General features: G+C 38.9%; 13 protein-coding genes. 6 read left to right on the forward strand and 7 right to left on the reverse strand.

Annotated elements, in window-relative coordinates; genetic code table 11:
• A partial coding sequence (locus ABMA72_RS12060; RefSeq protein ID WP_393057259.1) for a hypothetical protein occupies positions 1-413 on the reverse strand: 413 nt, incomplete at its 3' end.
• Positions 414-547: 134 nt separating this feature from the next.
• On the reverse strand, positions 548-3,298 hold the full coding sequence (locus tag ABMA72_RS12065) for a Tad domain-containing protein (RefSeq protein ID WP_392858558.1): 2,751 nt from the start codon (positions 3,296-3,298) through the stop codon (positions 548-550).
• Between the two features lie 391 nt (positions 3,299-3,689).
• On the opposite strand from ABMA72_RS12065, the gene ABMA72_RS12070 reads away from it, so the two are divergent.
• The 3 genes from ABMA72_RS12070 to ABMA72_RS12080 all read left to right on the forward strand — a co-directional run bounded on the left by ABMA72_RS12070 (position 3,690) and on the right by ABMA72_RS12080 (position 5,627).
• Entirely contained in the window at positions 3,690-4,112 is a 423-nt protein-coding gene (locus tag ABMA72_RS12070) for a hypothetical protein (protein WP_392858560.1), read from the forward strand.
• Positions 4,113-4,324: 212 nt separating this feature from the next.
• Positions 4,325-4,795 (forward strand): single-stranded DNA-binding protein, encoded by a 471-nt coding sequence (locus ABMA72_RS12075; RefSeq protein ID WP_021268448.1) that lies wholly within the window; start codon positions 4,325-4,327, stop codon positions 4,793-4,795.
• A 130-nt stretch (positions 4,796-4,925) separates the two neighbouring features.
• The gene (locus ABMA72_RS12080; RefSeq protein WP_393057261.1) at positions 4,926-5,627 is read left to right on the forward strand and encodes an ankyrin repeat domain-containing protein; all 702 of its coding nucleotides are present in this window, start codon (positions 4,926-4,928) and stop codon (positions 5,625-5,627) included.
• Positions 5,628-5,674: 47 nt separating this feature from the next.
• On the opposite strand, the gene secG is transcribed toward ABMA72_RS12080, so the two are convergent.
• Complete coding sequence (gene secG, locus ABMA72_RS12085) at positions 5,675-6,022, reverse strand: preprotein translocase subunit SecG (protein WP_392858565.1); 348 nt, start codon at positions 6,020-6,022, stop codon at positions 5,675-5,677.
• A gap of 119 nt (positions 6,023-6,141) precedes the next feature.
• Entirely contained in the window at positions 6,142-7,578 is a 1,437-nt protein-coding gene (locus tag ABMA72_RS12090) for a phosphatidylserine/phosphatidylglycerophosphate/cardiolipin synthase family protein (protein WP_392858568.1), read from the reverse strand.
• Positions 7,579-7,738: 160 nt separating this feature from the next.
• On the opposite strand from ABMA72_RS12090, the gene ABMA72_RS12095 reads away from it, so the two are divergent.
• On the forward strand, positions 7,739-8,638 hold the full coding sequence (locus ABMA72_RS12095) for an endonuclease/exonuclease/phosphatase family protein (RefSeq protein ID WP_392858569.1): 900 nt from the start codon (positions 7,739-7,741) through the stop codon (positions 8,636-8,638).
• Positions 8,639-8,724: 86 nt separating this feature from the next.
• Positions 8,725-9,810, forward strand: a complete 1,086-nt coding sequence (locus tag ABMA72_RS12100; RefSeq protein ID WP_392858570.1) for a hypothetical protein — start codon at positions 8,725-8,727, stop codon at positions 9,808-9,810.
• Here the strand turns inward: ABMA72_RS12100 and tpiA are convergent, their stop codons facing one another.
• The 3 genes from tpiA to gap are packed head-to-tail and all read right to left on the reverse strand — an operon-like array spanning position 9,811 to position 12,808.
• Entirely contained in the window at positions 9,811-10,536 is a 726-nt protein-coding gene (tpiA, locus tag ABMA72_RS12105) for a triose-phosphate isomerase (protein WP_392858572.1), read from the reverse strand.
• 28 nt (positions 10,537-10,564) lie between these two features.
• Positions 10,565-11,761, reverse strand: a complete 1,197-nt coding sequence (locus ABMA72_RS12110; protein WP_392858574.1) for a phosphoglycerate kinase — start codon at positions 11,759-11,761, stop codon at positions 10,565-10,567.
• Positions 11,762-11,788: 27 nt separating this feature from the next.
• Positions 11,789-12,808 carry a type I glyceraldehyde-3-phosphate dehydrogenase gene (gap, locus tag ABMA72_RS12115; protein WP_393057263.1) on the reverse strand — a complete coding sequence of 340 codons (1,020 nt, stop codon included), beginning with the start codon at positions 12,806-12,808 and terminating at the stop codon, positions 11,789-11,791.
• Between the two features lie 151 nt (positions 12,809-12,959).
• Between gap and ABMA72_RS12120 the strand changes: the two genes are divergently transcribed.
• Positions 12,960-13,853, forward strand: a complete 894-nt coding sequence (locus ABMA72_RS12120; protein ID WP_392858576.1) for a hypothetical protein — start codon at positions 12,960-12,962, stop codon at positions 13,851-13,853.
• The last annotated feature ends 19 nt before the right edge of the window (positions 13,854-13,872 follow it).

The following is a 13,872-nucleotide window of genomic DNA, read 5'->3' on the forward strand; positions in this document are numbered from 1 at the left end:
TTCTTTGCCGCTTTTTTAGCTACTTTCTTAGTCGCTTTCTTTGCTGCTTTTTTAGCTACTTTCTTAGTCGCTTTCTTTGCCGCTTTTTTAGCTACTTTCTTAGTCGCTTTCTTTGCTGCTTTTTTCGCTACTTTCTTAGTCGCTTTCTTTGCCGCTTTCTTTGCTGCTTTTTTAGCTACTTTCTTAGTCGCTTTCTTTGCTGCTTTTTTTGCAACTTTCTTTGTTGCTTTCTTGGCTGCTTTTTTTGCAACTTTCTTTGTTGCTTTCTTTGCAGTTTTCTTTGCCACTTTTTTAGCTACTTTCTTTGCAGTTTTTTTCTTTGTTACTTTCTTTGCCGCTTTCTTAGCAACTTTCTTAGTTGCTTTCTTTGCAGTTTTTTTGGCAGTCTTCTTGGCTACTTTTTTCTTTGCCATATATACCTCGCGAAAAAGTTATAAATACGTCCCTAGTATATAAAAGATCGTTAAAATTTCGCAAGCTCTTTTTTGTTTATAATGGCCCATTACAGGCCATTCTAAAGGGGAATCGGTAAATTTAGGTAAATTGATTAGAAGTATAAATCAGGGCCAAATTCAGACAGCTCTGTTTTTGGAAGAGGGTTTGAAATAACATCTCCTGTGGCCTTAACATCTTCTGGGCTTCGTGGGGTTTCACCCTCAGGTGAAAAACCTGCCTGAAACTCCATGTAATTTGATTCATTCTTTGCATAACCAGATGCAGTATCTGTTATTGAGACAAGGCTAATAAGCTTTGTTGAATAGGCATTTCGACGATGGTTCTTACCCTTGTTTGTAAATGGGTTCACCGAACGGCCATTATTTTCACCGCCATAATCCTTACCTGGAGCATATGCTGTCCTAAGTGAGTTATTATTTAGAGAAGGCGAAGGTGGGTTGGCCTCATTATTTTGACGATACGTCGTAATATAGTAGAGGTTAGATTGAGTTTGTTGGGCCTTGTTATTGATAAAGGTCTTTACGGCCCCTAGTAGTGGGATCGTTTCACAATTGTCTGGTTTTGCTTCCTCATCTTTTCCAAGAATGAAGTATGTAAAGCGAGAAGCGATACTTTGCTTTTGGCACTGCGGAATTGGTAGGGCAACTGTTGTTGTGGTTGGATCTCCGTCAACATCTGGATCAAAAATAGCCTTTGATGCGTCAATATAGGCCGTTGGATCCTGTGCACTAGTATTTCTTACCTTTGTTGCATAAAAGCTAAGGGCCTTGCGAAAGACAATAACAGCGTCACTTAAAGTATCGATGTAGTCAGTTAGAACTCCAGTTAGTGCTTCACGGTCTTTGTAAAGAAGGGTTCCGTGAAAGAGTGGAGCAAAGTAACCAATTGTTTTGGCCGATGGATCAATATAGCGAACAGAAGGAAAGTGATCAGATGTTGTATCTGTCTCTAAACTATCAACTGTAGGAACCATGTAGTTAATGGCATCGTAATTGGTTGGAGCACGAACATTCTGAAACGCCTCCAGGAGATTTTGGGCCGTTACACCGGCCTGATTAACTGTATAGTTTGGAATATTGGCCCTCAGGTCAACAAATTGCTTCGTTGTAAATAATCCGGCATTTTCACCTGTGATATTACTTGGATTTGGGTTGTAAGCAAGCGTTGGGAGATCTGATTCAGAAGTCGTTTGTGAGTTTAAATTGTAGATCATATTCGGAATTGTAAACTTAACATCGACGTTTGAAGGAATTCCACCAATTGCTGCTGTCGTATCTGTTGCATCAAGGAAGAAATCTGACGTTGCTGGAAGAGGAAGTCCTTGAACCTTTACACCATCAGTAGGGTCATTAGTTGTTCTCGGATCACCAGTTGTCGTAAATCCCATAATAAAGTTCGCACTTCTTGAACCAGAAGCATTAGCGATTCGAGCAGAGTTTGAGCTTGATTCAGCGTAGTCTTTTCCTACTGTTGGAGAAACAATAGCAGGTCCAATACGCCCCCCAAATGGCTTTGCCGCTGCGTATGCGGCCATATCAATAACTTGTCCAAATGGATTTAAAAGTCCTGTGTATTTAACTTTTGCCTTTACTGCATAGTAAGTCACAACCTTTGGGTTCTTATAGAAACCTAGAATATAACCAGGTACAGGAAGGGCCGTTTTTGTCGAGGCACATGAGGCTTCAGCAGCTGTTCCACTTGAGTCCGGAACGGCAATTGTTGAAATACCTTCAGTCGTTGGTGCAAAAGTTGTAAAGAACGTTGTGAAGTTCATGATCATTGGTACAAGATCAAGGTAGCGCTTTGAAGAAGCAACAAGCTCCCCACCGTTATAACTGGCATCCTGTGGGATAAGAAAGCTTGAAAGAGATTGTGGTGAAGGTGTAAAAGTTTTTGGTGCTAGCTCATAAAGAACTAATGAGTTCTGTAGTGAAGAACCAAAGCTTTCATTAAAAATTCCACCACCAACAGACTTAGATGCTGCGAAATAGGCCTTAAGTGGTCGGTCGTTAATTGGAATACCTGTCGACTGATTTTCCATACTTAGTTGTTGTGGATTTATACAACCTGAGGCCGCGCCACCACCACAGATACCTTGAGTAACAGGTGGGCGATTAACAATCATCTCAAGATTTCTAATTCGAAGAGCAAGCTCCATCGATTCAATCCAAGCACCAGTGCGGTCTGCAGCTGCAATTGGTACATCGTTTTGTGAAACACCTGCAGCAAAGGCGTAGTTCTTTGCGGCAGAGAAGTTGTAAGTCGAACGAACCATGCAGTTCTTAGCCTTCAAGTTAACAAATGCATCCATTGTTCTTTCAAACTCTTCACTTACATCTGGAATACCCGCAACGTGAAAACGTGGAAGACCAGGGATTTGATAGATTGTACAAAGGTTTTCATTATTACCTGTACCAAAGTGAAGGCATACAGAAGGAACGTTATAATGGTCGCCCTTAACACCACTACTAAAGTCAGATCCTGTTTCATCAAATCTCTTTAAGGCGAAATTCATTGTATCAGTTGTGTTAGCGTGAGTGTTCTCATTGGCAAGTTGACCAAGAACGTAGTACTTAAACATCCACTCTTTATAAGTATTTCGCATTTCCCAATTTAGGTGAGCGATATTTGTTAGCTGTCTGGCCTGAGAAGCTGCTCCTGACCAAGCGGCCGAATCAACTGCATTCTGCAAATTAATCTTGGCCTTTACAAAGAGTCCTACATTCACCACAAATGCGATAAATGAGAAGATGGCCACAAGTGTAACTCCAAAGAAGATACTGATTTGGCCTTTTTTATTTTTAACTAGTTCTTTTGAATGTGAATGATGTGCTTGTGTCATAATGCCTTATTTTTCCGGTAACTTAATGCTACCGAAAGTGGCATTTATGCGTCAATTCATATGAACACTTTCTATTTTTAGTTAGTTGCACTGAGTTATTTTTGGCATTGAACTTGTAATAGTAATGGGTACCAAGGATATGGTGCCTGATCCCTGGAGTAGAACGTTTGTGCAGGCAAGGCTAACCACCTTAACCATGGCCGCATCGGTCATCTTTAAGTACTTGTTTTTACGAGTGCTTATCTCTACCAGGCTTATGGTCTTGTTCGACTCAAGGATGAATAAGAACAGGGCCTGGTACCTTTTTTACCTGCTTATAACAGGGGAGTTAAGTTGGTAAAATTAAGGAGTCGAAGTTTGTTAACTTTGTCGATGCTTAGGAGGGCGATAATTGAAGACATTGAATTCATTTAATCCATTAGAGACGCGTACTTACAAATTTAAGAAAGCGCATATTGAATTCTTCTGTCCTCTTTGTCGCACTCAAAGGGCAGTTATCACAAACCCACATATGAATGCTAAGAACTACCTTCAAGTGTTTATGCTAACTGTTGCCACAACGGGTATGCTTTATCCATTTGTGAGCTTTGCAGGAATCTTCTCATTCTTTCTATACTGGGCCGGTTTTGAAGCAGCACTAAGACTGAATTTTAAAAAAGAAATTCCATGTCCTCATTGTGGCTTTGATGCAGCTTGGTATAAAAAAGATGTTCGTATCGCTAAGTCGAAAGTAAAAGAGTTTTGGCAGACCAGAGGTGGCCATGCTCAAATTGCTCCAGAGAATGTTGAGCAAGCTTTTGCAGACATGAATTAAAAAAAATTAGAATCTCCAAATTCCCACTTTTATCATTTCAAGCTCTTGACGCGAGTTGTTCTTTTTTTTGTCTTTGCAAGGCTATTTATGACTTCTCGATAGGAGAAAGTCGTATTATTGTAGTAAAGTATTAAGGTAATACTCAACCTTGCGGTTATAGTTGAATTCTAAAGTATTGTTTCAGTTATACGCGAAGAAGATTGGAGGAACAAATGAGTGTAAACAAGGTTATTTTAGTAGGACGTTTAGGACAAGATCCAGAACTTAAGTACACACCATCTGGGATGGCAGTATGTAACTTCTCACTTGCAACAGGTGAGTCTTGGACAGATAAAAACGGACAAAAACAAGAAAGAACTGAATGGCACAGAGTTGTTGTTTGGGGAAAACTTGCTGAATTATGTGGTCAATACCTAGCAAAAGGTCGTCAAGCTTACTTAGAAGGTCAACTTCAAACAAGATCTTGGGAAGACAAAGATGGTAACAAGAGATACACAACAGAAATCAATGCAAGAACTGTACAATTCTTAGGTGGAGCAGCTCCATCTGCAGGTCAAGGTGCTTCAATGGGTCAGTCAAATAACAACTCATTCAACCAAGAGCCACCTCAGCAAGATGATATGAACCAAGGTTATGATATTTCATCAAACGCTTCATTCACAGCTGATGATATCCCATTCTAGAGATTAATTTAAATTTCTATATATGATTAGGGCCTGCTTTTGCGGGCCCTATTTATTTCTAAATACCTGAATTTTAAAGTAAACATAGAATGACTAAAGAAATCTTAACTTCTTGGCGATAAGTGAGTTGATGAGTCAGTTAAGATTTTTAACATTTTTAGTTGTTCTAGCTTCATGTGGTTCTTTTGAAAAACATGGGGGACTTCTTCCTTTAAATAAAGTTGAAAGTAATGAAATGCTTTTAACTGAAAGTGAAGAAGCAGAGTATCGTTACCTTGCAGACCTTTATGGGATCTCGGAAGAGAAGCTCGATCTTAAAGGTGATGCTCCAAAGAGAGTTGTTCAAACTGAAAAAGATTGGCAACTTGAGGATGTAAACCTCAATGAAATTGAAAATAGCTCATTTGTCATTAGTGACTATGAAGTAAGTTTTGTTGAAGATAAGTTTAAAAATGAAGCTCAACTAGTTGCGGAGGCCAAGGCCGCTGAAGCTGCCAAAAAGAGAAAGTCACGTGGAATTGCTTCTGTTCCAGAGGTAAGCCTCGTTCACAAGAAGAGAAGACCTGCTTCGCTCTTTGCTATGGCAAAGAAATCAACACCAGAATCAATTCGTTACTATATTGCCAAAAAAGGCGCTGACGTAAATGAGAAGAATAAGAGAGGGGATACACCTCTTCATATTGCGATCAAGAATAAGCGTTTTGATAATGTTCGTGCCTTATTAGGAATGAAGGCCGATCCAAATATTCCAGATGCTAGTGGCAAGAGCGTAGCTCAGTACGCACAAGAAATGGGGATACAATCAATTATAAAATTAATAAAGAAGAAATAAAAAAAGCTCCCGATGGGAGCTTTTTTATTATGTAATTTTGTGTTTGATTACTTTGCTGCTGGAGCTGCTTCTGATTTTGTTTCTTCAGCTGGAGCTTGTGCTGGAGCTGTTGTATCAGAGTTAAGTGGAGCTGCAATTGGTGCTGCACTATCAAGAAGAGACTTAGACTCTTTACCTGTTTGAATCTTCGCTAGAAGAATACAGTTACCTAGGAAAAGAACTGTAAGTACTACAGTGATTTTACTTAGGATATTACCTTGTTGGCTACCTGTGAATACGGCTTCTGAAGCACCACCTAGAAGACCTGCTTCCGCACCTTTACCAAATTGTAGAAGAACTACGATGATTAGAAGTACTGAAACAACACCGTGAAAAATCATTAAACCAGTAACCATAATTTATTTCCTTTCAATATAAATAGATAAATTAACAACAATTTATATCAACACATCGAGGCCATGACAAGTACTGTCTATGACCTGATGAGTTATATATATTGAAATTGATCGTTTATTTAGTTTGGACAACCTGTGAAGATCTGCTTTTCAAGATTGAAAAGGTAACAGTCGCGCTTCTTGTAAGCATTTCTAAAGAATTGAGGCGCAGCTTTTGCGACGGCCTTTCTTACTTTGTAGATTTCTGGCCAAGTAAGAGAAACAGGCATCTTTGTGTGAAGATAGATATTTCCATTATAAGGTTTTGCAACACGATCCCAAGCTTCCTGAGTTGGCCTATCATCCTCGTCTCTATTTAAGAACCAAAGGTTATCAAATTCACCTTTAAAGTCTTTAAAGAGTTGAGCGAAAGTTTCACCTTTGTAAGTGAACATATTATCAAACTGAGTCAGCTCTGCTGTTTCTGAAATATTATATGAACCACTCATTAATTTCGTCTTTGAGAAGTCATTCTCATCATAATCAAAGATCATGTACTTGTGGTGATTCAAGGCCCAGTGGCGTGGAGATGGTGCGTGAGAATAGTACTTAATTCTTACTGGTGCGACCTTGTTTTTATTTCCAGGAAGCTTCTTCCAATTATAAACAAAGTAAGGAGTCATCTCTTTTGATTTTGTACTAGTTTTATACTCTTGATTATCAGCTACAATCTTAACATCAACACCTCTTTTAACTGCATCTAAAAGTGCATCAGCAACTTCTTTGATAACAAGGTGATTAACATTAACGAGAATGTTCTTTTGCGATTCATTGATTAGCTTAATCATGGCATCGCGAACGAGCCATGTCTTTTGTCCACTTACTTTACGAGCAGTCATTTTTATATAACGTCCCGAAAGGTAGCTCTTAGATGATGGTTTTAGGTTTGTGTATTTAAAGTTCATTGAACTTGAAACAAAGGAAGGATTTTCTTCTTCGTTTGGATCATTCTTTAAACTTTCAAGATCAAGAGATGCTAGGTTTTCTTCTTGTACTTCTGAAGTGTAGATATCTTTCCCCGAGTTCCATAGAAACTTGAACTCACGGTTGAGGGTATTAATTGTTAGGCGACCTTCTTGTGAAGAGTCATTGTTGAAAATAAAGTTCTCAGAGTAGCGAGACTTTGCACCACCTGAGAGGTTAGCACTTGAATTGAATGCCCACTTATCATCGACAATAGAAAACTTCTCATGCATTTTTTTATAAGCAAACTTTACACCACAACCAGCATCTTCAATTGCTGTTGCGTAATCATTAACTCGAGAATTATTTCTTAGGTTAGGGTGGAGGACTACTTTTACGTCAACTCCTGATAGACATGCGACCTCTAGACTTTTTGCAACTTTTGAATCCGACCAGCTGTAAACAGTTAGCCAAACTTTTTCTTTTGAACCATCGATTGCAGAGTATATCTGATTAAATGCTTCCTCGCCTTGGTGAGGTGAGAAGAGCGCCCAAAAGCTTGCTCCAGCGAAGATATTACTTGCAATTAGTGTCGTAAATAGCAGTTTTTTCATTCAGTCTCCCTTCAGATTTGAGCATTGTGTATCCCACGCAATGCAAAATGAGAAGGTTGTAAGAAATTATTTCAATAAAAAAAGTGGTCAGAAAGTGATATCAGCAACTTAAATGGATTATTCTTTTGACCTTCGGCAATCGCTTCTTTACCATTTTCATATGGGAAGACTTAAGAGACTTTGGCCATGGCTGGCCTGTGCTGCAACGGTATTTTCAATTTCTGGAAATAGCTTTGCGAGTAGTTTAAAAATTACAACATTTAACTTACGTTGGTATGGACTGGGAGGAGAAATCTCGGGACAAAGAACTGACGAGTATCGTGATCCTTTTATTACAGAGTTTCTAAGTACGAAGTATATCAATACTGATATTTTTCTCTTCCAAGAAGTTATCGACACGGATCGATTGGGGCAACTAATGGACGGCCTTGGTCATCATTGTGTTTCCTACCGTCATGAGCAATTCAATCACCAACACCTAATGATATGTTTAAAGAAGTCTCTTGAAATCGTTCCTGAAAAAGGTGATGACGACTATGCTTATCCACTTATGGAAAACCGTCCTTACTTAAGGCCGGCCCTTTATGGACAAGTCATTGATCGTTATTCAAAGAAGCCATTAATTCACTTAGTAGGCCTTCACCTTAAGGCCGGCCCTAGCTCTATTGATGCGCGCCTTGAGCAGGTTAATAATTTAAATAAAAGAGTTCTCGAGTATCGCCAAAGTAATCTTCCTGTTGTTATTGCTGGGGATTTAAATACTTATCGAAATTCTCGTTATGAAGACAAAGAGTCAGACCTAGTTGTTCTAGGTGATGCCTTTAAATCGATTGAAGTGACAAGAAGAACTAGTGACTACGATTATACTTATCGTAATGGTGGCTCTGGAAATGTTTTTGACCACTTCTACGTCTCTGATAATACTGAAACGAAGTATGTTGAAATTTGGCGTGCTTGTAGTGGAAGTAGCCGTAATACAAAGAGATTGGAAAACCTCTCTTGGTATCAACGCTTTATTTCTGACCACTGTCCAGTTTCATTAAGAGTTGATATCAAATAGTAAGCTTAATTGTTGGTAAATTTTAACATTTGAATTTAACTTTAATTAGGCCTTAGTGTTCATTTTTTTATGCTAATTTCTCAGGCATGAAAGCTTTAATTATTTTGTCACTCTCAGTCCTGACGTTTGTTTCTGCGCATTTTACTTATGCACAAGATGTAAAACCAAATGTCGTATTACTAACATCTCTTGAAACACCACGTATCTGGTACAAGCCTAAGGGCTGGAAGATTGATCCAAAACTTGAAAAAATCTTCAAGAAGCACTTTGATAAGTCTGGATACAATATTGTTGTAAAACATAGTGTGGACTTTCATGAGCTACGTCGCCAGCTTCACAACCCAAATAATATTGCTGTGTTCTGGGCATCCCATGCGGCCGGAACAAGTCAGAATACAACTGGCTCAAATAATATGGGTGCAGTTCTAAGTATTAACGGAAAGGATGTTAAGGATCTTTTTAAGTCTGTGCATCCAAATATTCGCTACCTTGGGCTTGTTGGATGTGATGCTGAAGGAATCCTTAATGAGATTTCACGCGAAGGACACTATCGTTATAATCCAAACTTAATAACTCATTCATTCACAAAGAAAATTGATGCACGTAAAGGACTTAAGAAATCTCTGAAAGCATCAGTTGGACAACTTGGTTATACAAAGAAGAGATTATTCTTCTTGAAGAAAAAATCACTTATCTTCCGTCATGACTTTTATGGAAGAGAAGATCTTTTAAAAGTTAATAACTACTTTCATTGCGCAAAAGAAAATGGCTACCTTGTAAAAGGTGTACGTACACTTACTCAAGACTCGATGGAAGTTGCAATTACTAACTCACAAGGAATTCTGAAGATTCTTCCAGCTGCTAAAGCAGGGGATCGCCAAGAGTTTCAATTCTACTTACCATATCATCCGGAGTTTGCTCGTCGTGATATGAAGATCAATGTTGATAGTCTTATATATTTTGGTGAAGAAAGAAAATATTTAGGTGAGTTCGATTTTGAAACAGATTGGGGAACAGACTGGCGTGTCTTTGCTAAGCCCGACGGAACGGTCTTAGGAGTTACTAAGAATCTATACTTACCAAGGGGAAGTTTGCCATCAATTGATGATGTTCAGACTTACAAGGAATTAAGTTGTAACGATACTGAAGAAATGAAAGTTCACGTTTATTAATTAAGCGTGAAGACCCATGTAGCTGTCCGCTTGTAGGGCAGCACCACCAACAAGGCCTCCGTCAATGTCTTGGCATGATAGGAGGTCTTCTACATTTGAAGGCTTAACAGATCCACCATAGAGAATCGAAGTTTTCTCACCATCGATTTCTAAGCTTTCATTGATGAATTTTCTAATGAAGGCATGAGTTTCTTGCGCTTGCTCAGGAGTTGCTGTCACACCAGTTCCAATGGCCCATACTGGCTCATAGGCAATGATGACTTTATCACTGTTAATACCAGCAAGACCAAGACGAAGTTGCTCTGAAAGAACTTCTTCGACCTTTCCAGCTTCTCTTTGTTCAAGAGTTTCACCGATGCAGAAGATAACTGTTAAATCATTTGAAAGGGCAATCTTTGTTTTTGTATTTAGGGTTGCATCGTCTTCATTGTAGATTGAACGACGCTCAGAGTGACCGATGATCACGAAGTGGGCACCGATGTCTTTTAGTGAAGCAGGAGAGGTTTCTCCAGTAAAGGCTCCGCTATTTTCAGTTGCACAGTTTTGGGCACCGATTTTAAAGTCGTCAGTATTTTGAAGACAAATAGGGATGTGGATCGCTTGTGGAGCAATCCATGCTTCGTGACGAAGTTTAGAGCTGTCGATAGTATCAAAGAAGGCGATAACGTCTTCTGTGTTCTGATTCATCTTCCAGTTTCCTACGATATACTTCGTTCTCTCAGTCATATTTACATCCCTTTTAATTATTTAAGTTTTATTCAACACCAAATTTTAGAGCACTAATTCCTGGAAGACTACCTTTCTCGATAAACTCAAGAGATGCACCACCACCAGTTGAAACGTGACTCATCTTGCTTGCAAGTCCTGATTTGTTTACAGCACTTACTGAGTCTCCGCCACCAACAAGAGTGTAGGCATCTGACTCACTTAAAGCTTCAGCGATTGCAAAAGTACCTTTGGCATAATCTTCATTTTCAAAGATTCCCATTGGCCCATTCCAAAGAATTGTCTTTGCTTCACGAAGAAGAGAGCTGTACTTTGCAATTGTTTGTTCACCAATATCTAGTCCCATTTTTCCATCTGGGATACCTACTTTATCAACTGCTTCTGGCTTACCACCAAACTCACTTGAAACGATGTGGTCAATTGGAAGAACAATTTTATGTGCAGTACTTTGAGAGAAAATTTTCTTTGCTAGACTTACGTCTTCATCAGAGCAAAGAGAAGTTCCAACTTCATTTCCTTTTGCTTTTAGGAAAGGGTAGGCCATAGCACCACCGATTAAAAGACTTGATACACTTGAAAGTAATCTTTCAATGATCTTGATCTTGTCACTTACTTTTGCACCACCAACTACCGCAACAAATGGAGTCTCTGGTCTTTCTGTGATTTTTGAAAGGGCCGCAATTTCTTTTTTCATAAGAAGGCCAGCATAAGCATGGTTCTTAAAGAATGCATTGATTTCATAAGTTGAAGCGTGTTTTCTGTGAGCAGCACCGAATGCATCGTTTACATAGATATCTGCATATTCAGAAAGTTTACGAGCAAACTCGCGATCATTTTCTGTTTCTTCTTTGTGAAAACGAAGGTTTTCAAGAAGGATGATCTTATTTGAGTTAAGTGTAAGTAGAGTTTTAATACCACGATCAAGACATGATTCAGTTAGCGTAACTTCTTCTCCTAGCTTGTCTGCAAGATAAGTTGCAACCGGCTCAAGTGAGAAGTCTGGATTAACTTGTCCCTTTGGGCGACCAAGGTGAGACATCATAATTAGCTTAGATGCGCCTTTGTCTAGGATTAGCTTGATTGTTTCAAGAGCATTATCAATTCTTGTTGTATCAGTAATCTCTTTAGTTTCTTTATCTAGAGGTACATTGAAGTCAAAACGAACAAGAACTTTCTTGTCTTTGATTTGTGATTCATCAATGCTGTCAATAAATTGTAATGCCATAGTTTTTCCTAATTTACTTTTTAAGTATTAAAGTTGGCTACCGATGAAGCCTGCAAGATCAATTACTCTATTAGAGAAACCTGCTTCGTTATCATACCAAGTAACAACTTTTACACTCTTCTTATCAATTACTTTTGTCAGTGGAGCGTCTACACATGAAGACTCTCTCATACCCATGTAATCAACAGAAACTAGTGGCTCATCTTCAAAACCAAGAATACCTTTCATTGAAGTTTCACTTGCTTCTTTTAGAGCTGCATTTACTTCTTCTTCTGTTACTTCTGTTTCTAGGTTAACAGTAAGGTCAACTAGTGAAACGTTTGGTGTAGGAACGCGAATTGCGAAACCATCAAGCTTTCCTTTTAGTTCAGGAATAACTAGACCAACAGCTTTTGCTGCACCAGTTGTTGTTGGGATCATTGAAACAGCTGCTGCACGAGCACGACGAAGGTCAGAGTGTGAAGCATCTAGGATATTTTGATCACCTGTATAAGAGTGAACAGTTGTCATGTGACCATTTGTAATTCCAAATTTATCGTGAAGAACTTTAGCAACTGGTGAAAGACAGTTTGTTGTACAAGATGCATTTGAAATAACTGTGTGTTTTTCAGCATCGTAAGTATTCTCATTGATCCCCATAACGATTGTGTTATCAACGTCTTTACCTGGACAACAAAGGATAACTTTTTTAACTGTTCCAGTTACGTGCTTCATTAGAGATTTTTGATCTTTAAAAACACCTGTTGCATCAATTACGATATCAACTTTATCTTGTGTCCAAGGAATTTCACTTGGGTCTCTATACTTGTGAAAAGAAATTTCTTTTCCGTTAACATGCATTTTGTGTGATTCATCTACACTTACCTCACCGTTGAAACGTCCAAATACTGAATCGTACTTGATTAGGTGAACATAGTCATTGATATCTCCTGGTGAGTTAACTGCAACAACTTCTAAGTTTTCAATATTGCGGTTAAAGATTTCTCTAAGAACTGTACGACCAATACGGCCCATACCATTAATACCAACGCGGATCTTTCCAGACATACCTGACTCCTGTGCTTAATTATTAAAAAAAAATTCCCCTGTAATATGCCACAATAGAGAGAGATTGCCTACCTAAAGCACATATTTCTAAGAGGATGCGACGATTTTGCTCACTGCCCAAAAAATAGCTGAACAAGCTATAATTTTACTAATGCAGACAAGTTCAAAAATGCCATCAAATATCATTCACTACAAATCCAAAGCGGATTATGAAAGTGGAATCAAGAGTGAGGCCTCTGTGCCTGAAAAGCTTGCTAAGAATGCAACGAAAGTTGTGGAGAAAACTGCTAAGGTTGCCGAAGCTGCTGCCAAGGCATCAATATCAACTGATGCTCTTGCTATTGCTCAGGCCGGAAAGAAGTTGGCCGTGGATGCTGTGACAACAATTGCTAAGTCAGCTGTTAATGTACCAGAAGAGAGTAGTGAGGTTAAAAAGGTTGAGCCGGTAAAGGAATTACTACCAATTAATAAGCCTGCAATATTCTTTTTAGAAGGACTTCATCTTTCCACTCTTAGCTCAAAAGGTGGACTTGAAGATATCGCTAAGTCTTTTAGCGATGGAGAGTTTGTCAGCTGGAATGAGGAAGATAAGGTTTTTGAGGAAGTTCTTAGGCGACCTAAGGATCAACCAATTATCTTAGTTGGCCACTCTCTTGGGGGCGATGCAGTTGTGAACTTGGCCAATCGACTCAATAGTGCAGAGGCCGGTTTTCGAGAGGTGAATCTTCTAGTGACTCTCGACTCGGTAGGCTTTGATAATGACATCATTCCAAAGAACGTAAAAAAGAACCTCAATTTTATGCTGGATCGCTCTTTTATTTTCAATGATGGGCCTAATGTTGCTCGTGATTTTAAGACGACAGATGTGATCAATATTTTAAGGCCAGAAGGCCATACCAAAATAGATGAAGCAGCAGATGTGCATCGCGAAATTTTTCAAGAAATTACCCAAGTTTTGGATCAGAATTACTTGGCCAAGAGAAAGCAACAACTTGCGGGCCTCTATCGCGCCTTCTATGAGATGAATCAGCAAAATAACTCGTAATCCTTTCTAGTCTTTATCA

This window comes from Halobacteriovorax sp. CON-3, assembly GCF_043196995.1.
GTDB lineage: Bacteria > Bdellovibrionota > Bacteriovoracia > Bacteriovoracales > Bacteriovoracaceae > Halobacteriovorax_A.